General features: G+C 63.9%; 21 protein-coding genes. 11 read left to right on the forward strand and 10 right to left on the reverse strand.

Translation table 11 applies throughout. The annotated features are described in order from the left end of the window. Window positions 1-532: 532 nt before the first annotated feature. A complete protein-coding gene (locus DI606_RS00245; RefSeq protein ID WP_293978822.1) occupies window positions 533-1,882 on the forward strand; it encodes an O-antigen ligase in 1,350 nt (449 codons plus the stop codon). A 10-nt stretch (window positions 1,883-1,892) separates the two neighbouring features. Here the strand turns inward: DI606_RS00245 and DI606_RS00250 are convergent, their stop codons facing one another. Then, window positions 1,893-3,410, reverse strand: a complete 1,518-nt coding sequence (locus DI606_RS00250) for a hypothetical protein (protein ID WP_293978825.1) — start codon at window positions 3,408-3,410, stop codon at window positions 1,893-1,895. Window positions 3,411-3,606: 196 nt separating this feature from the next. Here DI606_RS00250 and DI606_RS00255 point away from each other — a divergent pair, with 196 nt between their 5' ends. From DI606_RS00255 to DI606_RS00275, 5 genes are all read left to right on the forward strand, one after another. Next, window positions 3,607-4,230, forward strand: coding sequence for an SIS domain-containing protein (locus DI606_RS00255; RefSeq protein ID WP_293978827.1), 624 nt, complete (start codon window positions 3,607-3,609; stop codon window positions 4,228-4,230). Window positions 4,231-4,246: 16 nt separating this feature from the next. Next, complete coding sequence (locus tag DI606_RS00260; protein ID WP_293978830.1) at window positions 4,247-5,293, forward strand: acyltransferase; 1,047 nt, start codon at window positions 4,247-4,249, stop codon at window positions 5,291-5,293. Between the two features lie 110 nt (window positions 5,294-5,403). Further along, window positions 5,404-6,363, forward strand: coding sequence for an SDR family NAD(P)-dependent oxidoreductase (locus DI606_RS00265; RefSeq protein ID WP_293978832.1), 960 nt, complete (start codon window positions 5,404-5,406; stop codon window positions 6,361-6,363). Then, a complete protein-coding gene (locus DI606_RS00270) occupies window positions 6,360-7,661 on the forward strand; it encodes an HAD-IIIA family hydrolase (protein ID WP_293978835.1) in 1,302 nt (433 codons plus the stop codon). The genes DI606_RS00265 and DI606_RS00270 overlap by 4 nt, the downstream gene beginning before the upstream one ends. Then, window positions 7,658-8,632 (forward strand): hypothetical protein, encoded by a 975-nt coding sequence (locus tag DI606_RS00275; RefSeq protein WP_293978837.1) that lies wholly within the window; start codon window positions 7,658-7,660, stop codon window positions 8,630-8,632. Before DI606_RS00270 ends, DI606_RS00275 begins: the two co-directional genes overlap by 4 nt. Here the strand turns inward: DI606_RS00275 and DI606_RS00280 are convergent. Then, window positions 8,620-9,573 carry a glycosyltransferase family 2 protein gene (locus DI606_RS00280; protein ID WP_293978839.1) on the reverse strand — a complete coding sequence of 318 codons (954 nt, stop codon included), beginning with the start codon at window positions 9,571-9,573 and terminating at the stop codon, window positions 8,620-8,622. The two genes, DI606_RS00275 and DI606_RS00280, sit on opposite strands and share 13 nt — an antisense overlap. Continuing rightward, entirely contained in the window at window positions 9,570-10,868 is a 1,299-nt protein-coding gene (locus DI606_RS00285; protein ID WP_293978842.1) for a hypothetical protein, read from the reverse strand. Before DI606_RS00285 ends, DI606_RS00280 begins: the two co-directional genes overlap by 4 nt. Before the next feature lie 140 nt (window positions 10,869-11,008). On the opposite strand from DI606_RS00285, the gene DI606_RS00290 reads away from it, so the two are divergent. Then, window positions 11,009-12,448 carry an O-antigen ligase gene (locus DI606_RS00290; protein ID WP_293978844.1) on the forward strand — a complete coding sequence of 480 codons (1,440 nt, stop codon included), beginning with the start codon at window positions 11,009-11,011 and terminating at the stop codon, window positions 12,446-12,448. Here DI606_RS00290 and DI606_RS00295 read toward each other — a convergent pair. The 5 genes from DI606_RS00295 to DI606_RS00315 all read right to left on the reverse strand — a co-directional run bounded on the left by DI606_RS00295 (window position 12,389) and on the right by DI606_RS00315 (window position 17,719). Then, window positions 12,389-13,081, reverse strand: a complete 693-nt coding sequence (locus tag DI606_RS00295) for a hypothetical protein (RefSeq protein ID WP_293978846.1) — start codon at window positions 13,079-13,081, stop codon at window positions 12,389-12,391. The two genes, DI606_RS00290 and DI606_RS00295, sit on opposite strands and share 60 nt — an antisense overlap. A 4-nt stretch (window positions 13,082-13,085) precedes the next feature. Then, a complete protein-coding gene (locus DI606_RS00300) occupies window positions 13,086-15,206 on the reverse strand; it encodes a GNVR domain-containing protein (protein ID WP_293978848.1) in 2,121 nt (706 codons plus the stop codon). A gap of 35 nt (window positions 15,207-15,241) precedes the next feature. Next, window positions 15,242-16,534, reverse strand: coding sequence for an outer membrane beta-barrel protein (locus DI606_RS00305; RefSeq protein ID WP_293978850.1), 1,293 nt, complete (start codon window positions 16,532-16,534; stop codon window positions 15,242-15,244). A gap of 93 nt (window positions 16,535-16,627) precedes the next feature. Beyond that, window positions 16,628-17,095, reverse strand: a complete 468-nt coding sequence (locus DI606_RS00310; protein WP_293978853.1) for a hypothetical protein — start codon at window positions 17,093-17,095, stop codon at window positions 16,628-16,630. 51 nt (window positions 17,096-17,146) lie between these two features. After that, a complete protein-coding gene (locus DI606_RS00315) occupies window positions 17,147-17,719 on the reverse strand; it encodes a polysaccharide biosynthesis/export family protein (RefSeq protein WP_293978856.1) in 573 nt (190 codons plus the stop codon). Window positions 17,720-18,006: 287 nt separating this feature from the next. Between DI606_RS00315 and DI606_RS00320 the strand changes: the two genes are divergently transcribed. From DI606_RS00320 to DI606_RS00330, 3 genes are read left to right on the forward strand one after another with little or no spacing between them, the layout of a single operon-like run. Continuing rightward, window positions 18,007-18,855 carry a metallophosphoesterase family protein gene (locus tag DI606_RS00320; protein ID WP_293978858.1) on the forward strand — a complete coding sequence of 283 codons (849 nt, stop codon included), beginning with the start codon at window positions 18,007-18,009 and terminating at the stop codon, window positions 18,853-18,855. Further along, complete coding sequence (locus DI606_RS00325; protein WP_293978860.1) at window positions 18,855-19,280, forward strand: Rap1a/Tai family immunity protein; 426 nt, start codon at window positions 18,855-18,857, stop codon at window positions 19,278-19,280. The genes DI606_RS00320 and DI606_RS00325 overlap by 1 nt, the downstream gene beginning before the upstream one ends. A 57-nt stretch (window positions 19,281-19,337) precedes the next feature. Further along, window positions 19,338-20,420 (forward strand): cell wall hydrolase, encoded by a 1,083-nt coding sequence (locus tag DI606_RS00330; RefSeq protein WP_293978863.1) that lies wholly within the window; start codon window positions 19,338-19,340, stop codon window positions 20,418-20,420. 1 nt (window position 20,421) lies between these two features. Here the strand turns inward: DI606_RS00330 and DI606_RS00335 are convergent, their stop codons facing one another. Then, window positions 20,422-21,861, reverse strand: coding sequence for a lipopolysaccharide biosynthesis protein (locus DI606_RS00335; protein ID WP_293978866.1), 1,440 nt, complete (start codon window positions 21,859-21,861; stop codon window positions 20,422-20,424). 207 nt (window positions 21,862-22,068) lie between these two features. On the opposite strand from DI606_RS00335, the gene DI606_RS00340 reads away from it, so the two are divergent. Further along, window positions 22,069-23,214, forward strand: a complete 1,146-nt coding sequence (locus DI606_RS00340; RefSeq protein ID WP_293978869.1) for an endo-1,4-beta-xylanase — start codon at window positions 22,069-22,071, stop codon at window positions 23,212-23,214. A gap of 26 nt (window positions 23,215-23,240) precedes the next feature. On the opposite strand, the gene DI606_RS00345 is transcribed toward DI606_RS00340, so the two are convergent. Then, window positions 23,241-24,440, reverse strand: a complete 1,200-nt coding sequence (locus DI606_RS00345; RefSeq protein WP_293978873.1) for a glycosyltransferase — start codon at window positions 24,438-24,440, stop codon at window positions 23,241-23,243. Between the last annotated feature and the right edge of the window lie 17 nt (window positions 24,441-24,457).

The following is a 24,457-nucleotide window of genomic DNA, read 5'->3' on the forward strand; positions in this document are numbered from 1 at the left end:
CAGAATCGAAGTGATCAGATGGCTCCATCTTCAGCTTCCTATGGGGCATCCGACTTGTCGCATTCATTTTTTCCGAGGGGAAGCGTCTTAATCCATTCAGGAACAAAAATTTCTTTGGATTTTCTTCCGCTTCGCGGTTGGAGCCAGTCACGAAACGGAATGGTTGACGCATGGTCGGCATATTCGCTTTTCCCCGGCTATCCATCCTACTCCCCGCGCCCCTGCCTGCCACGAGGGAACCGCCCGTCGGCGGCGACGGACGAACTATGGCATCGTCGACTTAAAATTCTTTCACCGCGCAATTCGGCGGTTGCCATGCGATTGCGGCGACTCCTGTTTCCGGACGATGCGCTGAACGTATTCGCTACCGAAACGATTCCCGGGAGGCGGCTCAGGCGGTCTTTTCGACAAGCTATTGCAAGAGGCCCCGTGGGGGAAGTTGAGGCGTGACCGTTTTTCGATCTGGCGCGTGGCCCGCCAATCGTGTTTAACCTCGCCGCCAAACGGCGCGCGCTTGCGCGAAAGGGGTATGATGAAACGGCACCGGGACGCGCAAGACGCTCCATATGGTTGGCGGCAGCAGGCCGGGCCGATCGAACTCCTGCTATTTTCGCTGTGCGTCTATCTGACCACGACACCGTTCCTGTTCGTCCTGACGCGGCAGAACCCCAACCTGCCCGCATTGATCAATGTCGCGACGATGCAGCAGGAAACCCAATCCATGCTGCTGGTCTATGCCGTGCGCGGGATCGTGGCGCTGATCGGTGCCGTCTATGTCGCGCGCCGGTTGCGTCAGCTCAAAGCCAACGCGCGACAGTTGCTGCCGTTGATGCCCTTCCTGGTGTGGGCGGCGCTTTCGGCGCTCTGGTCCGACGATTTCGGCGTCACCGCGCGTAGCGTAACGACGCTGGCGGTGTTGTGGGCGGGGGCCTATTTCTTTGCCGTCCGGCTGGAGGGAACCTCCGCCGCGCGGGCGGTTGTGGGCGGTGGGGCGCTGGTGGCGGTCACCTGCCTTGGCTATGTGGTGGCCGATCCCGCCTATGCCATCCACCAGCTTACCGACGCGACGCAGTTCGTGCATGCCGGGGCATGGCGCGGGGTTTATCAGCACAAGAATTTCCTGGGCCATGTCGCGGGATTTTTCGCGGTGGCGATCTTCTGGGCGGATCGCACGACGATCCCGTGGCCGCCGCTCAAATGGGGGCTGATCGCGCTTTTGCTCGTGCTGGTCGTCAAGTCGACTTCCGCCAGCGCGGTGCCGATCATCCTCATCACCGGCGCGCTCGTCTGGATATTGGTCATTGCAGATCCCAAGCAGAGGGTGAAGGCGCTGCTCGTGCTGGCTCCTGCCGTGGTCGCGCTCTATTGGGGCACGACCGCGATCCTGACAGCTTTGGGGCGCGACATGACCTTTACCGGTCGCACCGAAATCTGGCAGATCGCCATCGATTCGATCCTGACCCGGCCGTTGCAGGGCTATGGTTTCGTGTCGATTTCCTACGGCAGCTTCTCCTACAGCCTGATGCACCAGGCAGGCGTGTTCGATCCGCATAGCGCCTATCTCGACCTGGCGCTGGGCACGGGGCTGATAGGTCTGGCGCTGTTCCTGCTCATCCTTCCCTTTGCCTGGTATGCTGCGCGGCGGCTCTACCTCATGGGCGGGGGCGAAAGGCAGGCGGCGTTGATGCTGGTCAGCATCACGATCGGATGGCTGGTGTCGGGGCTTACCGAATCGAGCAGCCGCCCGCTGACGGCGATGGGGGGACTGGGCCTGTTCGCGATGGCGGCACTGATTTCCCTGCCCCGGCATCGGGAAAGAGCGGCTGCGTCGGGCGGCCACAATCCGTTCGCCGAAATGCGCGCGCGCGCGACGCAGGGTTAAACGGTCGGGGTCAGTCGCGGACTATCAGGCGGAGCAGGCGGGAGGCGAAGCCCGGCAGGGCAGGAAGCATCGGCGCGACTTCGCCCATTCGCAACGGGCGACCCAGCGCGATCAGTAGCAGGAAGACGGTGCCGCCCGCACTTCCAAGTGCCAAAGCGCCCGGCGCGCCGATCCCGACCGCTCGTATCAGCACCGCACCACCGCCGGCCAGCAGCAGCATGAGCAACGCGATAGACGCCGTCACGGGCAGATCTACGGTACGGCGGATACCCACCCGACCGAGCGCCCAATGCATGACCGCCAGCCGGCTGACCGAATCGCCCACAGGACATGCCAACAGCGCGATCAAGCCGTAGCGCGGCGTCAGCAAAATCGCGGCGCCGATCCATAGCAGGGAGAGGACCAGTGTCTTGCCCAGCACCGCGGTCGCATTGAGCGCCACGGCCACGATCTCGAACGCGCGATAGGTCGATGTGGTGATCAGATAGGCGAGCAGCCAGGGAAGGCCATAGGCGGCGGCGACATAACGCCCCCCGGTCATCAGCCCGACAATCGATTCGCCTGCTATCGCCGTGCCGACGATTGCGGCACCGATGACGATAAGGTCGATCTTGATGACGAGGGCCAGCGTCGCCTCCAGCCGCGACTGGTCGCCGGTGCGACTGAAATGTCGCATGACGGCGGGTTCGACGAACGGAAAGACGAGCATGCCCGGCGTATAGCGCTGGAAGCTGACGGCAAGCGTCTGAATGAAGGAAAAGCCAGCAAAGGCGGCGACCGACAGCGTGCGGCTTGCCACCAGGCGGATCGTCGCCGGGCTGGAGGCGAACCAGGCGAGCGCGCTGGCATAACCGCTCGCGGCGATGGCGCGGAATTCCTCACGGTCGAGCGGGCGAGCCTGTTCCGGTTGCGGGGGCATCGTCCGTAGCGCGCCCCGGATCCGCAGCAACAGCAGGCATACCGCCGCGAGCGCGGTGGCCGTGCCGATCCATAACAGCGTGGATGCAGTCGATATCCACCCTGCCGCAGCCGCTGCCGATATGAGCGCAAGGCGAACCAGCGCTTCCCCTACCAGCGCCGATCGCGACGCCTGTTGCAGGCCCAGCGCCAGCGCCATCGCGTCCGTGTCCACCTGCGCCACGCTGACGAGGATATAGGCCATGGCGCCCGCCACATAGGGCATCCCCAGATCGCCCGGCCCGATCCATCCCCATGCCGCGCCGATGGCGAGCGCCGCCGTCATCGTCAGCATGCTCGCCAGCAGGCGAAAGGCCAGGATCGCGGCGATCAGTCGACCGACGGTCGCAGGGCGCAGCGTCCATCCCGCCTGCCCCACATATTTCGGGATGAGGCGCGGCACACCGAAGGACAACACCGTCTGCATCAGCACCGCAAAGGCAAAGACGATGGCAAAGCGGCCATATTCGACCGGCGCCAGCAGCCGCACGACGACAAGCTGGAACGCCATCAGCAGCACAAGGGAAAGGAGCCGTCCGCTCAGGAAAACGAAGATGCCAGAGCGTGCCATGGTCGGATGCCTCCAGGGCCGGGCTGGCCGGCAAGCGGGCTAGCGTTTCGCCTGCGCAGGGTCAATCGGACCACGATGTGCGGCGGCGGCTTGGCAGCGCCGTTTTTCCGTGGCGCGACCGGCGCTTTTGCCCAATAAGGCAAAAGCGCCGGGACGTTGCGTCCTTTGGCATGGCGACGTGGGTGAAGGACAGATCATGGCGGACAAGATGGACCCCCGGTTTCGCAACGACATTTTCGACACTCATTCGCTTGCCACCTATTTCGGGGCATATGCCGACGGACTGCATGCGGCGATGACTGCGATTGACGTGGACGCGGTCGACCGGGCGCGGCACGCGATCGAGCGGGCTTCGGCATCCGGCAATCGTATCTTCGCCATCGGCAACGGCGGATCGGCGGCCATCGCCGACCATCTCTGCTGCGACTGGACGAAAGGCACCCACGCCATCGGTCATCCGGCGATCGAATCCATGTCGTTGAGCGCCAACGTCCCGCTCTATACGGCACTGGCCAACGATTTCGGATTCGAAACGGCCTTTGCGAAGCAGATCGAATTTTTCGCCAAGGCGGGCGATGTGCTGATCGCGATATCGTCTTCCGGCAACAGCCCGAACATCCTGGCAGCTGTCGCTGCGGCGAAGACGGCGGGGGTAATTTCGGTCGGCCTGTCGGGCTTCACCGGCGGTCGCCTGCGGGAAGAGGCCGACATTTCGATCCATGTCGACGTTGCCAATTACGGTATCGTGGAGGACGCTCATCAGGCGGTGATGCACGTCATCGCACAATATATCGCTGCCGGTCGCGACCGGCAGCGATAAAGCGGCTCGCGAAGCCGTGACGACCTATAACAGCATTCAGTATCTGCGCGGGATCGCTGCGATCCTGGTCGTGATCTTCCACCTCGCCCCGCCGCTGGAGCAGATGGGCTATGGGGGACAATGGCCGATCGGCCTGTCGGCGGGCGTCGACATCTTTTTCGTCATCAGCGGCTTTGTGATGTGGACATCGACCGTGGGTCGCACGGTGACGCCGGGCGCATTCTATCGCAAGCGGCTGATCCGCATCGTTCCGCTCTATTGGCTGCTGACCAGTGTCATGGCGGCGCTGCTTCTGGTCATGCCGAGCGCGTTCAACACAGCGGTATTTCGTGCGCCGCATGTGATTGCGTCCTATCTGTTCGTGCCGATGCGCAATCCGGGCAAGGCGGCGATGGAGCCGCTCCTGTTTCCCGGATGGACGTTGAATTATGAGATGTTCTTCTATCTGCTCTTCGGCCTTTTCCTCGTGACGCGTCCGGCGGTGCGGCTGGTCGGGATCGTGACGGTGCTGGCGCTGCTGGTCATGGCGGGGCTGGAGTTCAGGCCCCCGGCGCTGACGATGGCCAGCTTCTACACGTCTCCTGTCCTGCTGGAGTTCGCGGCGGGGCTCGGGCTGGGCGCAGTCGCGTACCGCCGGGGCGCGGCGCGGCTCCTTCCCACATGGGCCGCGCTCCTTTGCCTATTCGGCGGATTTGTCGTGCTGCTGACCGATCCGTTGCCCGATGCGATCTGGCTACTGCGTTTCGGCATCGCGAGCATGGGTATCGTGGCGGGCGCGATCTCGCTCGAAGGACGCGGGTGGGTCGGCGACTGGACCGTACCGCGCATATTGGGCGACGCATCCTATTCGATCTACCTCACACAGCTCATCACGATGGCGGCGTTCCGTTTCCTGTGGTTCCGGGCGGGCCCGGGCGATTTCCCCGGTGCCATGGTCATATACGCGCTACTCGATGTCGGGGCCGCGATCATGGGCGGGATTATCTGTTATCATCTGGTCGAAAAGCCGTTGCTGGCTCTCTTCACCCGGCGCGGCGAGCGGCTGGCGAAGGCTGTCGCCTGAACTTGTACCGAAATCGGGCAATTAGGCGCGCGCATGATGGCGGGAAGGGCTATGCAGTTGGAGAGCGGGCGCTATTTTGTTGCGCTGGCGAATAGGGGTCATACGCGTCCATGCTGAACATTCTCGTCACCGGCGGTGCCGGCTTCATCGGCTGTCATATGTGCGAGCGGCTGGTCGAGCGCGGACATCAGGTCACTGCCGCCGACAATCTGGTGCTGGGCCTGCGCGACAATCTGTCGGCGCTGTCGGGCAGCAACAGCTTTATGTTCAGGGAAATGGACGTGACGGATCGAGCCGCGCTCGACGCGCTGTTCGAACAGGGGCGCTTCGATGCGGTGGTCCACCTCGCCGCCAATAGCGATATCGCGCGCAGCCATGCCGATCCGGGGGTCGATTTCGTCGCCACACTCGATACGACCTATGCGGTGCTCGATGCGATGCGGCGGCACGGGACGCGGCAGATCGTCTTCGCGTCGACATCGGCGGTCTACGGCGAGGCACAGGGCGTGCTCCGCGAGGATCGCGGGCCGTTGCTGCCGATCTCGCACTATGGCGCGGCAAAACTCGCGTCGGAGGCGTTCATATCCTCCTACGTCGCAAATTATGGGCTTCAGGCCTGGATTACGCGCTTCCCCAATGTGGTGGGGGATCGTTCGACCCATGGCGCGATCTACGACTGGGCACGCAAGCTGGCGCGCACGCCCGACCGGCTGGAAGTGCTTGGCAATGGCGAGCAGATCAAACCCTATATCCATGTCGACGATCTGGTCGACGCGATCCTCGTCGCCTGGGACAAGGGCGCGGCGCCGGTGAATCTGTTCAACGTCGGTGGCGACACGCGGTGCAGCGTGCGCGAGATGGCGGAGATCACGGTCGAGGAATGGCCACTGGAGGCCCGGATCGACTATACCGGCGGGGATCGCGGCTGGGTGGGTGACGTGCCGAGTGTCGAGTATGACGTGTCGCGTATTCGCGCGCTGGGCTGGACTCCGCGAATGACCTCCGCGCAGGCCGTTCGCGCTGCGGCGCGCTGGGCGATCGGGCAGGTGCGTCAGGCCTCCGACGCATGAAGATCGTCATCCTTGCAGGCGGCAAGGGAACGCGCCTGGGATTGACCGACCGTCCCAAGCCCATGGTGCCGGTGGCGGGCAAGCCCTTGTTGCAGCGGCAGGTGGAAGCGGCGCGCGATCACGGGTTTGCAGATTTCCTGTTCCTGACCGGCCACATGGCCCATGTGATCGAGGATCATTTCGGCGACGGCACTGCCATGGGTGTGGCCATCACCCATTTCCGGGAGCCCGAACCGCTCGGTACGGCAGGCGCGCTGCGGGCGGCGCGGCATTTGCTGAACGAACCCTTCGTCGTGCTGTATGGCGATACGCTGATCGACGTGGATCTGGCGCACATGGCCGATCTGCATCGCCGCTCCGGCGCAGTCGGGACGATCTTCGCGCACCCCAACGACCACCCCTATGACAGCGACGTGCTGGACGTGGATGAGGGGGGGCGGGTGCTGCGCCTGATGGCCAAGCCGCATCCCGACGGCGTGCTGCTGCCCAACCTGGTGAGCGCGGCGCTGTATGTCCTGTCGCCCGAGGCCATCGACCATGTGCTTGCCGACCGGGCGTCGGATTGGGCGCATGACGTGTTTCCGGCCATGCTGCGGGCGGGCAAGCGGCTTCATGCCTATCGCAGCCTTGAATATGTAAAGGATATGGGCACGCCCGACCGTCTGGCGCGGGGCGAGGCAGACATCGCATCAGGGCGGGTCGCGCGCCTCAGCCTGCGGCATCCCAAGCCCGCCATCTTCTTGGACCGGGACGGCGTGCTCAACATCGAGCGCAACGGCATCCACAAAGCCGCCGATCTGGCGCTGTTGCCCGGCGTGGCCGATGCGGTACGGCGGATCAACCTGGCGGGTATCCCCGCGATCTGCGTCACAAACCAGCCCGACGTCGCCAAGGGCATGGTGACGTTCGAAGGCTTGCGCGCCGTCCACGCGGCGCTCGATACGCAACTTGCGGCAGGCAAGGCGTATCTCGACGACCTTTTCCTTTGCCCGCACCATCCCGAAGCGGGGTGGCCGGGGGAGGTGTCCGAACTCAAGATCGAGTGCGAATGTCGCAAACCGCGTCCGGGCATGTTGGTCGAGGCGGCGGCGCGGCACCGGCTGGACCTTTCCGCGTCCTGGCTGGTGGGCGACCGCCATGCCGACATCGCGGCTGCCCACGCCGCAGGCGCACGCGCAATCCTCGTCGAAACCGGGCATGGCGGCAACGACGCGGCACGGTATCCCGACGTGAAGCCCGACCATGTCGCGCCCGACCTGGCGAGCGCGGTCGGTTATCTGATGGAGGTCATGGCATGATCATTTCCCGCACTCCGCTGCGCGTCAGTTTCTGCGGCGGCGGCACCGATCTGCCCAATTTCTATCGCAAATATGGCGGCGCGGTGCTCAGCATGTCGATTGCGCGCTATGTGTATCTTTCGATGCACGCCTATTTCCACGGTGACGGCTTCATCCTGAAATATTCTCAACTCGAAACGCCCGAATCGCGCGACGCCATCCAGCACCGGATCATCCGCGAAGTCTTTTCCACGCACGGTATCGAGGGCGTCGATTTCAACTCCAGCGCCGATGTTCCGTCGGGCACCGGCCTTGGTTCTTCCAGTGCGTTCACCGTCGGGTTGCTGAACCTGTGTAACGCCTATCTCGGTCGCTATGTGGGGCGGGCCGATCTTGCCGCGCAGGCGTGCGATGTTGAGATCGATCGCCTGGGCGAACCGATCGGAAAGCAGGATCAATATGGCTGCGCCATCGGCGGATTGAACTTCATCGAATTCCATCCTGACGATTCGGTAACCTACGAAGCGGTGCCGCTGACCCATGCACAGCGCCGGACGCTGGAGGACAATCTGGTGATGCTGTATCTGGGCGGCCAACGCTCGGCGAGCGCGATTCTCCAGACGCAGGCCGGCGCGATCGACAGCGGCGGAAGCGTCATCGACGATCTGAAGGCGATGGCGGCGCAGGCAGCGGCGCTGCGCGGCGACCTGATCCACGACATCGATTGCCTCGGCCCCTATCTGGACGAAGGATGGCAACGCAAAAGGCGGATCAGCGCGGGGATCAGCGCGCCGCATATCGACGACGCCTATGCGCGTGCCCTTGCGGCAGGCGCGACCGGGGGCAAGCTGCTGGGTGCGGGGGGATCGGGCTTCCTGCTCTTTTACTGTCCCAACGGCACGCGAGATGCGGTCATCGACGCTCTGCGCCCCTACGCGCCCTATGACGTGCGGCTCGACATGATCGGCACGACCATCATCTATTCCGACTGATCCGCGCCCGCATAGCTGTTGCGCCCGAACAGTGAGCGCAGTCGGACGCGTCGTTCCTGAGGCACCGCCCAGATGAAGGCGAAGGCGAAGAGCTGCTTTGCTGTCGGTGCGCCATAAGCGAAGGCGGCGCGCAGCAGGCGCATCATCGCACGGTTGCGGCTTCCCTCCGGCCTTACCTGGCTCGCGACGGTAAGCGCGAAGCCGCTATAGGCGCGTGGCGTCAGCAATTCACGATTCGCGTCGAGCCATCCCAATGTCCGGGTCAGCCGATAACTGTTGCTGAGCGATGCGATGGCGACCGGCACATAATAGACGACCAGCGGCTCTTTCACCGTCACATACCGATAGCCGAGATGCTTGACCGCACGAAAACAGAGTTGCCATTCCTCGTGCGGTTCGACGAATTGCATTTCGTCGAACAGCGCGCGGGGAAAGACAAGCGCGGAAGTCTGGATCATTGCTTCGCTGCCGCGCAGCCAGCTGTGGCGGTCGAACATCCATTCGTCGATCGGTTGGCGATCGTCATAGGGCGTGGTCGGATTGACGCGCTCGCCATGCCGGGCGACCACTCGGATAAGGCTGGTCAGGATGCAACGGTCGTGCGGGGCGGCGGCCAGCACCTTCTCCAACTTTTCGGGCAGCCATTCGTCATCGTCGTCGAGGAATGCGACCCAGCGCCCCCGCGCCTGCGCCGCGCCCAGGTTGCGCGCGCCGCCCGCTCCGCATTTCTCCTGCGGCACGATGGTGCGCAGGCGCGGGTCCTGCACGCCCGCCAGCGCCGCCATGGTAGCCGGATCGTCGCCGTCGACGACGACGATCAGCTCAAAATCGCGATAGGTCTGCGCCTGAACGCTGCGGATCGCGCGGAGTAACAGGTCGGGCCGCCCGAAGGTCGGGATCACCACGCTGACGGTGGGATCGGGTGACGGCGTCATGGTCATGCGACACGCTCCCTTTCAGGCGGATGATCCTCGGCGCGACTCGATCCGTGCAGCCAGCGTTTTCCCTGCGCCCATGTCATTGCCGCGAACACCGCTTCCCCCGCGATGATACCGACGATGGACCAGAGCGGCCCCGCCACCGCGACGAGCAATGCGACGCCAAGGATCGAAACCGCCGCCGATGCGACACTCGCCATCGCCAGCGGGCGGAAGGAGCCTGCCGCCTGCAACAGGATGCTGTCGGGGGTTCGCACCATGCGCGCAATGCCGACGATCATCCACAGGCCACCCGCCACGGCCAGTTCGTCCAGCGCGTAGTGGGCGGGGAACAACAGCCGCGGCCGCATCAGCATCACGCCTGCCGCCAGCAGCAGGGTCGCAAGCCAGACGGCAGACAGCAGCAGGCGGAAAAAGGACAAGGACCGCCGCGCCTGCGCTATGTCGCCATCGGCAATGATGCCGGCAAGGCGCGGCCTTTCGAATTCGGACAGCGCGTTGGTGCCGATCGTCAGCGGCCGGATGAGGATCATACTCGCCGCGATCGGGGCAAAGGCGCTCGGCCCGCGCAGCAAGGTGATAAGATAGGCGTGGGCGTTGGCGGTGGCTTCGGTGGTGATGACGCCGAGCAGCGCCCATTGGCCATGGCTGCGCCAGATAACCCGATAATCGCGAGCGGCGCGGAGCGAAAAGCCGCGAAGCTGGCGACCCAGCGAACGGGGTTGCAGCGCCGCCATGGCGAAGAGGACGGCCACCAGCAGCATGAAGCTGACGGTCAGCATCGGTTGTGCCGGGTGAAGGCGCACCGTCAACGGGCACAGGAGCACGACCAGCGCATAGGCTGTGTCTGATCGGGTGACGGCCAGTTGTCGCCCCTCGACATAGGCTTGCGCCCGCCCATACCATCGAAGCAGCGCAGCCCCGGCATAAAGGGCAAAGAGGATTGCGGTCGGCATGGCGAAGCCGAGCACCCGACCGATTACGGCAAAGACCGCTGCCGCCATCGCCGCGCCGATCAGATTGGCGCTGAACAGGCGATGCTGCGCGACGATGCGGGATTGGGATGTCCCTTGCTTCAGCAGGGAGGATAGCGGGGCGCAGAACAGCGCGCTCCACACGCCCCAGCTCAATTGCGTCAGCAACAGGAGAAAGGAAAGCCGCCCGAAATCCCGCACGTCCATTATATGCATCAGCAGGATGGAAAGCAGCAGTTGCGATCCGGCGGTGGCGACGGGACCCACCAGAGCCAAAACATGGCGTCGGGATGTGCGCGCGATCGGCAGCAATTTTCCCAACACGCGGTTTCACCCATCGACCCGGACCGCCCCGCGCGGTCGCCGGGGTGCGTATAGCAGCTTAAATTTTGCGTTGCAGCAGGACTTTACCCTTATTCTTTTGCGCGGCCATGCTAGGCTCGTCCGATGGTGCAAAGCAGGACATGAGGGTGGGAGAGGGCGAGGGGAAGGACGCACGTTCGCTGCGGCAGCGTCGTTCCCGTGTTCGGGCACGCGGGCATGATGCCGCCGCCGCATCACTCCGCGTACCCGTAGCCGGGGATATTTCGACGGGTCTTCGCCGGGTGCTGGCCGATCCGGCGCATCATCATCCGATCTCGGCGGTGCCTCTACCGGTATGGCTGGCGACGGCGGGCATCAGCGCGGGAATGGCGTTTCGGGCTTTCGATGGATTGGCGGGACAGGCCTGTGCCGCGCTCATCAACGGCCTGCTTTTCTATGTTGCGCTAATGCGGGCGCCCGTGTCGGGGGATTTCTGGCGCCGCGCCGCAGGGCCGCTGGCGTGTTTTGCCGCTGCCCTCCTTTGGGCGTTGTTCGCCACCCTGCATGTGTCGGACGGCGTGCCGGACTATCTGATGGGCAAGCTCTTGTCCCTGTCCGCCGCCTTCTGCGCGCTGATGACCGGCGCGATGATGGCGCGGGAGCGGCGGCGGTTGCGCGCGATCCTCGACTGGTTGCTGCTCATTCACATGGCCTTGTTCGCACTCGCGCTGGCTGCGCGTCAGTCGGGCCTCGAAAATTATACCGATTACTGGCAGCTTTCGGTCAAAGGCCGCTTCGCAGGCTTCGGGGCCAACGCCAATGTCAGCGCGGCGGTCGCCGCCTGCTGCGCCTTGATCGCCTTCGTCCGCATGACGGGGCGGCAGCGCACGCCCGCCTGGATGAGCCCGCGCCTGCGCCAGTTTCCGATCCATCTGCTATTCTTCACCCTGGCCACCGGGATCGTGCTGATCACCGGATCGCGCTTCACATTGGTAATGCTTGCGGGGGTGCTGTTCGCCTATCTCGTCCATTGGGTGCGACGAAGGCGGATGACGCGCTGGCGGTTTGTGCTGGCGAGCAGCGCGGTGCTGGTACAGGTCGCGCTCGCCTTCCTTTTTTCGACCGTGGTCCTGCAACGTTACGCGCAACTCGAAGCGGGATGGGATGACCGCTTCGACAGTTGGGCGCATTTATGGGATGTCGCCTGGCGGCAACCATGGCTGGGATATGGGCTCGGCTCCTTCCCCGCCCTCAACGCCCATTTCCTGACGACGCCACGCTACGCCCAGGCAAATTGGGCGGTTAACTCGCCACATAACGTGGTGTTGCAGCTGCTCTTGCAGGGGGGGCTGCCTTATACGCTGCTGACGATTGCAGGCTTCGCATTGGGCGGATGGCAGATCGCGCAGATCATGCGACGGCGCTGGACGCGGGACACCGGGCTGATCCTCGCGCTGCTGGGATTGCTGCTGGGATGCGGCATGATCGACCTGACGCTCGACATGCCCGCGCCGCTAACGCTGTTCCTGTTCCTGGCGGGATTATTGTGGGGGCAGGCCCTCGACCGGAGAGAAATCCGCATCACGGCTGCGGACGGCTAACCATTCGATCATGAAGAGGCGGTAGGCATCCGTCTCACGGATTTGGGGAATCAGGCGGTCGCGGTCGGTGAACTCCCGCCGTGCCAGCCACACCATTTCCCGGATGGCGTGCGGGCGAATGTCTGGCGACAGGCTGCCCCAGTTGCGCAGTGCATAGTCGACCCGCCAGTCTGCCGATTGATAGATATAAGGCGTTTCGCGATAGCTGCGGTTGAACGCACCGACGGTGTTGGGCGACCGGTCGCCTTTCAGCATCGCCATGACGAAAGCGCGAACCGCCCAATATTCGCCCCAATAGGGACGGGCCCCCTCGATCCGATCCAACTGCCCCTGCGCCTGACCAAGCAGCAGGACGCGGCGCGGGTCGTCGTCGCGCATGAGCTGCGCCGCGCGCGCCCGCAGCAGGATATCGGCAAGGATGGCCCGCGCGGATTGCGGTGGGAGGGAGGGCGCGTGCTGGGGAAGGAGGGGGAGGCCCTGCGCCAGCATCCTGTCCTGCACGGCCAGAGCGGCGATGGCACGGCCTTCGCCCCATGCCTGATAGAGCGCCAGAAAAGAGGCCGCCGCGACGCAGGCCAGGGGGACGCCCGCCGCGACCGCCTTGATGGGGCGCGACGGGATGGCAGAAGCCACCGGTTCAGGGAGCCTGATAGTAGCCGGTGTATTTCTTGGAGTAATAATAACCTCCGACCGCTTCGGAACCGGCATCGACCAGCGTGAAGATGACGCCGGCGATATTGGATCCGTCCGTCCGCAGGCTGTTGACCGCCGAAGCGGCGGCCTGCGCCGGGGTTTCGTCCCAACGCACGACCATCGCGACCGCGTCGGCCATCGCCGCAAGGAAACGACCGTCGGCAAGGCCCATGAGCGGCGGAAGATCGAGCACGATGGCTTCATAACGTCCACGCAGGCTCTTGAGCACATCCAGCATCTTGCCGTCGCCGAACAGATTTTCCGAACTGAAATAAGGCGTTCGCACCAGCAAATGGTCAAGATGTTCGGTATCGCCGCCGCTGATCGCGCTCAGTACCGGCGCTTCGCCGTGCAGCACCTCGACGAGGCCCGGGATATCGGGCGCATTGCGCACGATCTGGCGCACGTTCGCACGACGCACGTCGCAGTCGATGAGCAGCGTCTTCTGACCGTTGAGCGCCAGCGTCCGGGCAAAGGCGACCGCCGAAGTGGTCTTGCCTTCCGCCGGCAATGCCGACGTGATCGCGATCACCTTGGGGCTTTGGTCGGACCGCACGCCCAGCAGGGATGCACGCGCGATTCGGAATGCTTCGGCGAAAAGCGACGTGGGCTTTTCGAGCAGAATGTCGGCTGGGGCGGCGTGCTTTTCGCGCGGGATTGCAGCGAGCACCTTGACGCCGAGCAGTTCCTCGACCTCGCTGACAGACCGCAGACCCTGCACCAGCATCTCCTGCACGGTCACCGTCGCCGTGCCTGCCGAAAGCGCGACGAGCAGCGCCAGCGCCATGAGCAGCGGCTTGTTGGGCGATGTCGGGCGCAGCGGCGGCGCGGCGGTGTCTACGATCTCCACCTGCGCGATCGAATTGTTCGCGGCTTGCTGCATTTCCATCAGGTTCTGCGACAGTTTGTCGAACTGCGCACGCTCGGTGGTGACTTCGGCGTCGAGGCTCTTGGCAAGGACGGATTTGCGGGCATTGTCCGCCTGCGCTCCGGCGAGGCCGTTGATCGACGACTGCAACTGCGCGACGCGCGCCTTGGCGGCGGCGTCGTTGGACCGTAGCGAATTCATGATGCGCGAAGATTCGGCACTGATCTGCTGGTCGATATCGGCAAGGTTAGCGCGGGCGGCGATGGTGTCGGGATGCTTGTCGCCATAGCGGGACAGCACGTTGCCAAGGTCGCGCAATGCGGCGGCGCGGGCCGTCCGCAGATTGCCGACCACAGGCGAAGCGAGCACTTCGCCCACGGAGTCGATGCCGCTGCGGGCGACCTGCGCCTGCGCAGCCGCAAGCGCGGCGGATGTCTGGGCGGAGGCCGATTGGGCCTGCGCGAGTTCGCCCGAAAGCGGGCCGAGCTGCTGATCCACCACGGTCCCGGTGTTGCCACCGTAAGAGTTCGTGCCGGTGACGATACCGGTCTGCGCCTGATAGGAGGCGAGCTGTGCTTCCTTGCCGCGGATATCGGCACCGAGCTGGTCGAGCTGTGCCTTCAGAAATTCGGCCTTCTTGGACGCCGTGTTCGCGCCGGTGCCGACCTTCGTACTGATGTAGGCGGTGGCGAACGCATTGGCGATCTTTGCGGATTTGGCGCGATCTGGCGACGTATAGGAAATGCCAAGGATGTAGCTGAGCTTGTTGCGGCTGACATTCACGCCGTCGAGCACGTTGCCAACCACGATCGCCACCTTGTCCGCCGGGCTCAGCACGGCGCCCGCCTTGGCTTCGGGGGCGAATTCGGGATCGTTGACGAGGTTCAGTTTCTTGACGACCTCAGTCGCCACCTCGTTGGAGGTGATCATCGCTACTTCGGTTTCGATCGCCTCGGGCGAAAGTGCTTGGCTCGGGCTGTCGGCACCCATTACCGGCGTGCGGCTGGGGTCGATCCGCACATGCGTGGTCGACGTATATTTGGGCGTCATCAGCATGATGAAAACCACCCCGATCGCGAACACGCCGCCCACCACCAAGGCGAGCGTCAGCCACCGGCGGCGAATGACATCGCGAATCCGGGTTACGATATCGGAAAGCTGTCCATCCTCGACTTTGGCGTCGTGCGAAACTTGCATGCCTGAACGGGTCCGTTCTACTGGAGTGAAGGAGATCAGCGTCGGAAAGTGATGCTGAGTTCGCCGCGAAATTCACTGAAGCGGTTGGTCGCATTGTCGTTGATCGTCCGCCGCTGCCACCCGGCTTCGCCCCGCAGCACAATGGAACGGTTGGCGAAATAGGTGGCGGTGCCGCTCGCACGATAATAGTCCGCGCGAGTGGGCGTGCCCAGATACACTTGATGGCGATATTCGCCCGAAGCGCCCAGCAGCAGGTTGACGAGGAGTTCGTGATCGACACGCGCCGTTACGCTGTTGTCGAAAAAAGCACCTGTGTTGAAGGCAAGATTGGTATCGCGCAACGTCCGCGCCACCGCAACGCCGACAGTCGTCAGTTCGGTCGGGAAAAATTCCACCTGACCTTCGACGGAAACGCCATGTGCGTCCTTATAGAGGGGCGAATCGTAATCGCGTTCGATATAGCCAGCGCCCAGTTTGCCGCGCATCAGTCCCGCGAGATCGAAATTAAAGCCGCCGACGATGCGCAAGCCCTTCGAATCGCGATTCTCCACATTGAAGAGCATCGTACTATATTCGATCTTCGATCCACCGACCTGACCGTAGATCGACAGGCTGGGGGACAGCGCATATTGCAGTTCGGCGGTCAGGCGCTGTTGCACCTGGTCGCGCGAATCCTGGTTGATCGGCGTGCCGTTCGCCAGTGTCAGATCGTCGAAGGTGAAAGCTGTGCGATCGACGCCCACCGTCGCCTGCACCCGACCGAAGGCATAGCGCCCCCGAACCGCGAAATAGCTGCGGTTGAAGGCGGAGAGCACCGCCGTAGACGGATCGACCGCACCGCTGTTTGGCTGTTCGTAGATGCGCGCATATTGCGCTTCGCCCGTGACCGAATAGGCATCGCCGATGTCCTTGCGGCCCAGCAGGCGCAGATCGAACGTGTTCTGATTGCGGTTGTCATATTTGAACCATCGGCCCAGTACGGCCCGCGCCGATGCGCGGATTTCATCGCGCGGAAGGTCGCTGGTCATGGTGATGGCCGGCGCGAAATAGCCGTATCCGTCGCTGCGCTTGGAATCGCGGGTCAGGAAGACGTTGTCCGACACCCCGACACCCGCCTGCACCTGCGGCAGGAACGTGAAGGCGCCTCGTATGATACCGAGCGGGTCGAAATCGGGCCGGGCGCGTTCCGTGACCGATACGTTGCGATCACGATTGAAGCTGTCTGGGATCGCCGTGTCGACGAGCACCGACTCCTGCGCCCAGGCGGCGACCGGCCAGGTCGCTGTGGTCAGCGCAGCGGCGATCAGCCTGTAAACCTTAACCCTCATGTTCGATGCCCCTTTTTGGCGCCGGCTTCTGTGGCCTTTGACGCCCGACGGAATCATGCAGTGCGGAATGAATTGGCAAATGCCGCCGTCCGGTCACTGCTGGTAATTTGAACCCCCACCCGGCGCAACGCCCGGTGAGGTGAAGCTGCCGAAACCTCCGATAGCCGGACCGATCGTCGCGCCGGTGCCGCGCCGCCTCTTCTTAAGGAGGGCCGCTCGCGCATTCTCGACGGCGGTCGCCAGACGCTGGTCAGCGCCCGATGCGACCTGGTTAAGCGCGGCATCGATCACCGGATCGGAATAGTCGCCCTGGTTGACGACGAAGACGATGATGGCCTCCAGATCTTCAGGCGATGCAGTGCCCGGTTGCTGCGCGAGTTCCGTATTGATCGCTGCGGCAAGCCGTGCGGCCACGGCAGTGTCGGACGCAGCCGTTCCGGGGCCGCCGCCATCACCGCCCTGCTGCGCGAAGAAGGGACGCCAGGCGAAGCCCGGAGTGGTGGCTGCCGCCGCCAGCGCAGCGCCGGCGAGCAGAAGGATGCGGATGCCTTTGTGGTTCACTGTACCTAGCCATGTTGACCGGCCGAAGGCGCCCCACCGCGCCCGCGCCGATTAGAAGTAACGTTCCCCGATGCGAATGGTATCTCCCGGCATGACGCGAAGATCGGGCGTCAGCCTGTAAGCCTGTTCCGTTTCGCTGCCCGCGCGGCGGATGTAGACCGTCGAGCGCTGCGCTCGCGGAGAAAAGCCCTGGGCCAGAGCGATCGCGTTAAGGGCGGTCATGCTGTTGGCGTAGGGGAATTGCCCCGGCATCTTCACCTCGCCCAGCACGAAGAATGGGCGATAGGCCGACACTTCGAGACTGACCTTGGGATCGCGAAGATAGCCGTTGCCCAGCGCGTTCTGGACGATGCCGGCCACTTCCGTCACCGTCTTGCCGTTGGCGGGCACCTCTCCCACCAGCGGCAGGGACAGGTTGCCGTCGGTCGACACGGCGAATTCGCCGGACAGCGTCGGTTCGTTGAAGATGGTCAGCTTAACCTTGTCGCCTGCGGCCAGGCGATATTGCTCGATACCGTCATTGGCGGGCTGATAGCGTTCACCCGCTTCCACCAATCCGGTCGGCGTGCTCGCGCACGCAGAGAGTCCCAACAGAAAGGCCGCTACCAGGGCGGGCAGACGCATTAAGATTCTCCAATTCACAATATCTCGGGTGGAATATCGCTGCGCCGGAAGATTATGGCAACTGAAATCACCCGTTTGGGTGATGACCGGCGGGCCATACACCATCTTTTGCAGGCGCATGCGTCTTTTGAGCAAATGCAGCATTGTGACCATCGAGCGATTCGTGCGATATCTTTCAGGTTAAGGCGGCCATGCCAGGGAAATGCTGGGTTCATTCGCGTCCGCTAGACAGAAGCCGCCCCGCGAATCGCGGAGGGCGTTTATGTGCGCTGCAAATGAGGTTTCAGGTGGTCCTTGGATTGTTCAATCGTGGCGCGGCCGCTGCTACGCCCCGCACGGGGAAAGGCGACCGCGTCTATTGCATCGGGGATATTCACGGTCGCTTCGACCTGTTTCGCGTGGCGCTGGACCGGATCGAGGCCCATCATGCGCAGCGTCCCAAGCCGCGCCAAATCTATGTCGTTCTGCTGGGCGACCTGATCGACCGCGGCCCCGACTCCGCAAAGGTGCTGCACCTCGTGCACAAGGTGCAGGCGCGCACGCAGCAGATGATCGTGCTGCGCGGGAACCACGAAGAGATGATGATCCGCGTCATCGACGGGGAGCCGGGCGTCATGCGTGCCTGGCTGAAGTCGGGCGGCATGGACACGTTGCGCAGCCTTGGCATCCAGCCTCCCGTCGACAGCCATGACACCGCCCGGGTCGTGGCGGAATTGCGGCAGCGCCTGCCGCAGGAGATCATCGACTGGCTGCGTGCGTTGCCGCTGACGGCGCAATCGGGCGATTATCTCTTCTGCCACGCCGGTGTCCGCCCGGGCGTGCCGATCAAGAAACAGGCGCGCGACGACCTTTTGTGGATTCGCGAGGAGTTTCTGGGCAGCACCCGCGATCATGGTGCCGTCATCGTGCACGGGCACAGCGTGTCGGCGGAACTGGAAATGCGCCCCAATCGGATCGGTATCGACACCGGTGCCTATATGTCGGGCGTCCTGTCGGTGCTGTATCTGGAAGACGAACTGCGGGAAGTCATCTCGATCCGTGAAAGCGATCTGGGCGGTGCCGATGCGGACGATGGCGTCTTCGATCTGATGCCCCCCGGTGCGTCGGTCACGGGCGGGAAGGCGGGTATCGCCTGATGTGGCGCCGGACGCGTTTCGCTCCGCTTGCGGCGGTGCTGTGCGCGCACGGCCCGTCGATGGCGGCAGCCGTCCCCCCGCCGGTCGTGCCGGTTCCCGCGGTCAAGCCACCCAACACACCCGTTCCTCCCGACCGGGGCATCGGCTACCTGACCGCGACCCAACTGGGCGCACGCTGCACCGACGGATCGACGGCGGGCACGAGCTACTGCTTTGCCTTCATCACCGGCGTGAACGATACGATGCAGGCCTATGAAAGATGGTTGGGGCAGAAGGAATTCTGTCCTGACGCCAATGTTTCGCAGGGCGACCTGCGCAAGGATTTTCTCGCCTATCTCAATGCCTATCCCAAGAATGGACAGGGTCAGGCTGCCTCGGTCGTGGTGGTGGCGCTTAAAACTCGCTACCCCTGCAAGCCGGGCTGAGGCCGGAAGCCAGGTCGCGGAGACCGCTAGGGATCAGATCTGTATGCCAAAATCGGTATGAAAGTCGATGTCGTCAAGATCGACGCTCCGTTGGGCGGGCGTCGTCGCCGGTGGAAGGCGATTGTGGTGCTGGCGGTGGCGTTCCTGATCTGCGCCGGTGCCTTGGCGACGCTTTTGTCATTCGCGCTGGATGACCGCCCGCCGCAGGTGGAAGATCGGTTCGACCTTGCGACCTTCAACATCAAGACACCCCAAGGGCGTGCTGCCTTGCAGCGCACCGTCAGCGACTGGACGACGACGAACCCCGAGCAATTGCAGCCGGTGTCGAGTGACGCCGCCGCCCGGTTGAATGCCAGGCTTCCTGTCTCCACCGCGAAAAATCCGCCTGCGTCGCCGCTCATGCTCTCGCTGGCGGATCGACTCAACCATACCGCTGGCGTCGATTGTCTGACCGAAGCAATCTATTACGAGGCTGCGAAGGAGCCGATCGACGGACAGCGCGCGGTGGCGCAAGTCATCCTCAACCGGGTCAGGCACCCCGCCTATCCCAAGACGATTTGCGGCGTCGTCTACCAGGGGGTTGAACGGGGGCGGAGTTGCCAGTTCACCTTCGTGTGCGACGGTGCGTTGGGGCGTGCGCCTGTGCCTTCGCTATGGCGGCAGGCGCGCGAGGTCGCGGTCGCCGCGCTTTCGGGCCTCGTCTACGCGCCCGTAGGGCTCGCGACCCACTATCATGCCGATTATGTGTTTCCCTATTGGGCACCGACATTGGTGAAGTCACTGGTGATCGGTCACCATCTTTTCTACCGGATGCCCGGTGGCCTTGGGTCCAAGGCTGCGTTCAACGGGGTGTATCAGGCAGCCGAATGGAGCGCCCTAAGCGGCGCGCGCGTACGTGCCCGGGCGCTTTTGATGGCGATGGCGAGCGATGTGGCGCAATTGCCGGAAGCGGGGAATGCAACCGCTGCAGTGCCGCTGCCGCAAGAGCGCGGCGTGCTGATGCCTAACGGTTCGCTCGCCACCCCCGCGCAAGGCGGCGCTGTGCGGGTCGGGGCGGCCCCGGTCGCTTCATCCCCGGCCCCACCGGCGGTGGCGCCGGGACGCTATGTACTGGGAACGGACGGCGGCACTCTGAAATAGCTCAGGAGCGGCGCAGGCGCTTCAGCCGGGGCATCACGTCTTTTGCAAAGAGAAGGGCAAGTGCGGCGCAGAAGGCAAGCCCTCCCGCCGCGATCCTTATGCCCAGATGCGCGGCATCGCCGGCCGGCGGCGTCATCAGCACCGCGCCCGCCATTGCAGCGGTCGCCAGTGCGATCCGCGCCCATGCCTGGCCAGCGACCTGCCGCCCGGCCGACCCTGCCCAAATATAAGTTGCGATCATGCCGATGGCCGATGTCGCCGCCAGTGCGATGGCTCCGCCGACCGGGCCGCCCAAAGGCACGGCAATGGCCGCCAACAGCACGGCGACGACCGCCTCGGCGATCGAGATGATGGCAATTGGGCGCGTATTGCCTTCCAGCAGGAAGAACTGGTTGAGGAAATATTGTCGCAGGCAGATGCATCCGCCTGCCAGCAGCGACCAGAGCATGACCGGTTGCACCGGCCCGTCCATTCGGCTGGACACGAAGAGCCTTACGACATCGCCCGACACCAGGGCCAGCCCTGCCACCGATGCGGCCAGCACGGCGAAGAGCAACGCTCCGTTGGTCGCAAGCTGCCGCCGAGCACCGGGCAGGTCGCCGGCGTTTGCCATCCGCACCGCGATGGGAAAGGCCGCCGCGTTCACCATCATCGCGGACACGAGCGACGCGCGATAGCCAAGGCCCATGCCCAGCGAATAAACGCCCACCGCGCTCAAGCCAAAGGCATAGCTGACGGCGAACCGCGACGCATTCTGGCTGACCCAGGCGAGCACGGAACTGACGATGATCGGCATCCCATAACCCAGCGCATGGCGGATAAGCGCCGTGTCGGGGCGCCCGAAGCCGATCCAGCTGCGGTCCCGCGTCAGGCTGAACAGCACACCCGCCAGCTGGGCCACGGCAAAACCGCTGAAGATGAGCAACGCGCTGCCGCCGAACCGATAGAGCAGCGCAAGGCCGATGAGAAAGCCGATGACCGGCCCGCTCATCACCGCGACCGAATAGCCCAGCACGTCGCCCCGAGCACGTGCGCGCTCCGCCTGGAACAGGTTGAGCGCCCGGCATCCCACCAGGCCTGCCAGCGCCGCTGCCATGGCGAACGACATCGCCCGGTCGATCATGAGCGCAAAGCAAAGCAGCGCGATGACGATTTGGAAAGCGACCGACAAGATCACCACCAGGGTGGATGCATGGCGCATGCGCACCTGCCCTTCGGGCGTTTCGCCATGCTTGAGCATATAGCGCTGGGTATATTGGTTCCAGAACCCCATGAAGGCGATGTTCAGGAATTCCTGGATGGACGTGAACAACGTCACCACCCCGATCACGCTGGCAGGCGCGAGATGGGACCAGACGATCAGCTGCACAAATTGGCAGAGCGCGGGCAGCAGCTGTGCTGGAAGAAAAAGAAGCGTCTGCCTGAACAACATGCGGAACATCGCTCCCATAAAAGCGCGGGCTTTTGTTGCACTGCGCCAAAGAACGGCCCGTCTGTTATGGCGTGCCGGGGGAAAAAGCCACGCAAATTCTTCCGCCCTGTCGATCATGCCGAAAGGCGCGTCCACGTTTCGCGCATTTTATCGACGGCCCTTTCGAACGGTTCCGCATTTTGCTAGTGCGAAAGGCATAGCTAGGGGCCGCACAGCATGAACCAAACGGTGGAGCGGAGGGATTTTCTGTCGCTCGCCGCCGCTGCGGTGGCGCTGACCGGCGTCACGTCTCTCGTCCTGGGGGAAGAAGCGGAGCTTTCCGCCTTCAAGCCTGTCGACCTGAGCGGCGATCTTCGCGGCAAGGCGGATCGCAAGGGGCTGCTGTGCGGCACGGCAGTGACCGCGAAAGCGATTGCGACGGATGAAAAGCTGGTCGAAACGCTGCGGCGCGACTGCAACATCCTGGTTCCGGAAAACGAACTCAAATGGGGCGTGGTGCAAGCGACCCCGGGCGGGCCGCTCGATTTCAGCGGCGCGGAGAAAGTCTATGCTTTCGCACGCGCCAACAATATGGCGATGCGTGGCCATGCTTTATCGTGGTGGAACAGCCAGCCGGCCTGGGCCGCCGATCACATCGGCGCGATGAGCGCGGGCAAGGCAGGCGATTATCTTCAAACCTATATCCACGCGGTTGCCACTTATTGGCGCGGTCGGCTGGTGCAGTGGGATGTGGTGAACGAACCCATTGGAGCGAAGGACGTGCTGCTCGACCGGCTGTTCGGCCCGAAGCTGGGGGAACGCTATATTGACCTGGCGTTCGAGGCGGCGGCGGATGCCGATCCCGATACGTTGCGCGTACTGAACCACGATCTTATCGCACAGGATCATTGGTATCAGCAGGCGCAACTCGATTCGACCGTCCGCCTGATGGATCGTCTGATGAGCAGGGGCGCGCGTATCCAATGCTTCGGGTTCGAAGGCCATCTGCGCACTGCCTACGGCTTTTCCGAAACGCGCTGGCGAGCTTTTTGCGATCATCTGACCGGCATGGGGCTGAAGCTGATGATTACCGAACTCGATGTGGACGATGGTGGGATCATCGGCAACGCCGGGCGGCGGGACGAAGCGGCAGCGGGGCTGGCGAGCCGTTTGCTCGGCGTGATGCTGAGTTATCCCGAATGTCTGGGCGTCCTGACCTGGGGCAATGTCGACCGCTACAGCTGGCTGCGGCAATCGCCCGACCGCGCGCGATCCGATGGACAGCCGCTGCGGCCCACGTTGCGCGACGACGACTATAAGCCCAAGGACATATGGGCGGCGCTGGCGAGCGCGATCGAAAAGGCCGATCCGCGACCGGCCTGATCGCGGCAGGACCGACCGTGCTCGACTTAAGACAGGTTCGTGCCGGAGGATGCCGTGACCGGTTCCGCCTGTACGGCAGGCGCGTCCGCCGTCACTCGCGAGTCGGAACGCGGTTCGTCGATTGTCTCGCGTTGCTCGTCCATGCAGGCATCGAGCGCCCGTGACAGCGCACTGGCGCAGTTGCTCCAGCTATAATCGGTCCGCACCCGCTCCGCCGTTTCGCGCCTTTCGCGGCGGAGCGCCTGGAGATCGCAAGCCTCAAGCCAGGCGACGGTTTCGTCGACAGCGCCCGAAACGCTCACGACATGGCCGCGATAGGTTTCGACCATGTCACGCGCACCTGCCAGTTCCATGACGACCGGGACCGTCGAGCAGGACATCGCCTCCAGCACGATCAGAGGATAGGAATCGATCCGGGACAGGTGGATCAGCACGTCGGAGTGACGCAGATGGTCGAGCAGTTCGTTCTCTGGCACGCGGCCCAGAACCGCTACTTGGCTCTCCAGACGGGCGTCAGCGATCATGCGGTGAAGCCGCTGCATGGTTCCGGCGTCGCCGGTGCCCGTAATGCGAGCGAAGAATGGAACGCCCGCGTCCCGCAGTCGGCGGCAGACGTCGACGACCATGAACGTGCCCTTGCCCTCGGACAGGCGGCTGGAATGGATCAGCTGGATCGGTGCGGGAAGCTGTTCTCCGTCGATAAGCGGGGCCGACAGTACCGTGTCGGGCAGGAAGTTGCGGATCAGGGAGCGCGGCACCGACCGGGGCAGCAACAATTCCTTTTCCTGCGTCCAGCTGATCAGCGCAAGCCGGTCCGTCAGATGCAACAGCAATTTGCTGAGGCGGCGCATGAAGGGGTTCATCTGCGACCGCCAGTTCGATCCCAGATGCGGCGTCACCATGACGCGCATGCCCATCGCCCTGGCCACCACGACATAGAACAGGTCGGGCAGGTTCACATACTGAATCCACGCGACATCCGGTCGCCGCACGAAGCCCCGGTGGATCAACTGGCCGATGCTTCGCAGGAACAACGGAATACGCCGCATCGTCAGGTAGGCGCTGCCCGCCGTCACCCTGTCGCACGACCAGCGACCGCGCGCTTCCAATGCGATACAGCCACGCTCGCAGAACGCTTCCACGCCACCCAGATGGTCGTGCGATCCACCTACGACGAGCAGTCTGCGGCGCTTGGTTTCGCGCGATGAATTTGTGCCTGTCGTCACGTTGAGGGCTATCCGAT

The organism is Sphingobium sp., from assembly GCF_003248505.1.
In the GTDB taxonomy this organism is placed as follows: Bacteria; Pseudomonadota; Alphaproteobacteria; order Sphingomonadales; family Sphingomonadaceae; genus Sphingobium.

Excerpts from the sequence above, each read along its gene's own strand:
- DI606_RS00330 (WP_293978863.1), top strand. The coding sequence starts at position 19,338 with ATGAAAGTCGATGTCGTCAAGATCGACGCTCCGTTGGGCGGGCGTCGT.
- DI606_RS00270 (WP_293978835.1), top strand. The coding sequence starts at position 6,360 with ATGAAGATCGTCATCCTTGCAGGCGGCAAGGGAACGCGCCTGGGATTG.
- DI606_RS00275 (WP_293978837.1), top strand. The coding sequence starts at position 7,658 with ATGATCATTTCCCGCACTCCGCTGCGCGTCAGTTTCTGCGGCGGCGGC.
- DI606_RS00340 (WP_293978869.1), top strand. The coding sequence starts at position 22,069 with ATGAACCAAACGGTGGAGCGGAGGGATTTTCTGTCGCTCGCCGCCGCT.
- DI606_RS00300 (WP_293978848.1), bottom strand. The coding sequence starts at position 15,206 with ATGCAAGTTTCGCACGACGCCAAAGTCGAGGATGGACAGCTTTCCGAT.
- DI606_RS00250 (WP_293978825.1), bottom strand. The coding sequence starts at position 3,410 with ATGGCACGCTCTGGCATCTTCGTTTTCCTGAGCGGACGGCTCCTTTCC.
- DI606_RS00305 (WP_293978850.1), bottom strand. The coding sequence starts at position 16,534 with ATGAGGGTTAAGGTTTACAGGCTGATCGCCGCTGCGCTGACCACAGCG.
- DI606_RS00335 (WP_293978866.1), bottom strand. The coding sequence starts at position 21,861 with ATGTTCCGCATGTTGTTCAGGCAGACGCTTCTTTTTCTTCCAGCACAG.
- DI606_RS00245 (WP_293978822.1), top strand. The coding sequence starts at position 533 with ATGAAACGGCACCGGGACGCGCAAGACGCTCCATATGGTTGGCGGCAG.
- DI606_RS00290 (WP_293978844.1), top strand. The coding sequence starts at position 11,009 with ATGAGGGTGGGAGAGGGCGAGGGGAAGGACGCACGTTCGCTGCGGCAG.
- DI606_RS00255 (WP_293978827.1), top strand. The coding sequence starts at position 3,607 with ATGGCGGACAAGATGGACCCCCGGTTTCGCAACGACATTTTCGACACT.
- DI606_RS00280 (WP_293978839.1), bottom strand. The coding sequence starts at position 9,573 with ATGACCATGACGCCGTCACCCGATCCCACCGTCAGCGTGGTGATCCCG.
- DI606_RS00265 (WP_293978832.1), top strand. The coding sequence starts at position 5,404 with ATGCTGAACATTCTCGTCACCGGCGGTGCCGGCTTCATCGGCTGTCAT.
- DI606_RS00315 (WP_293978856.1), bottom strand. The coding sequence starts at position 17,719 with ATGCGTCTGCCCGCCCTGGTAGCGGCCTTTCTGTTGGGACTCTCTGCG.
- DI606_RS00325 (WP_293978860.1), top strand. The coding sequence starts at position 18,855 with ATGTGGCGCCGGACGCGTTTCGCTCCGCTTGCGGCGGTGCTGTGCGCG.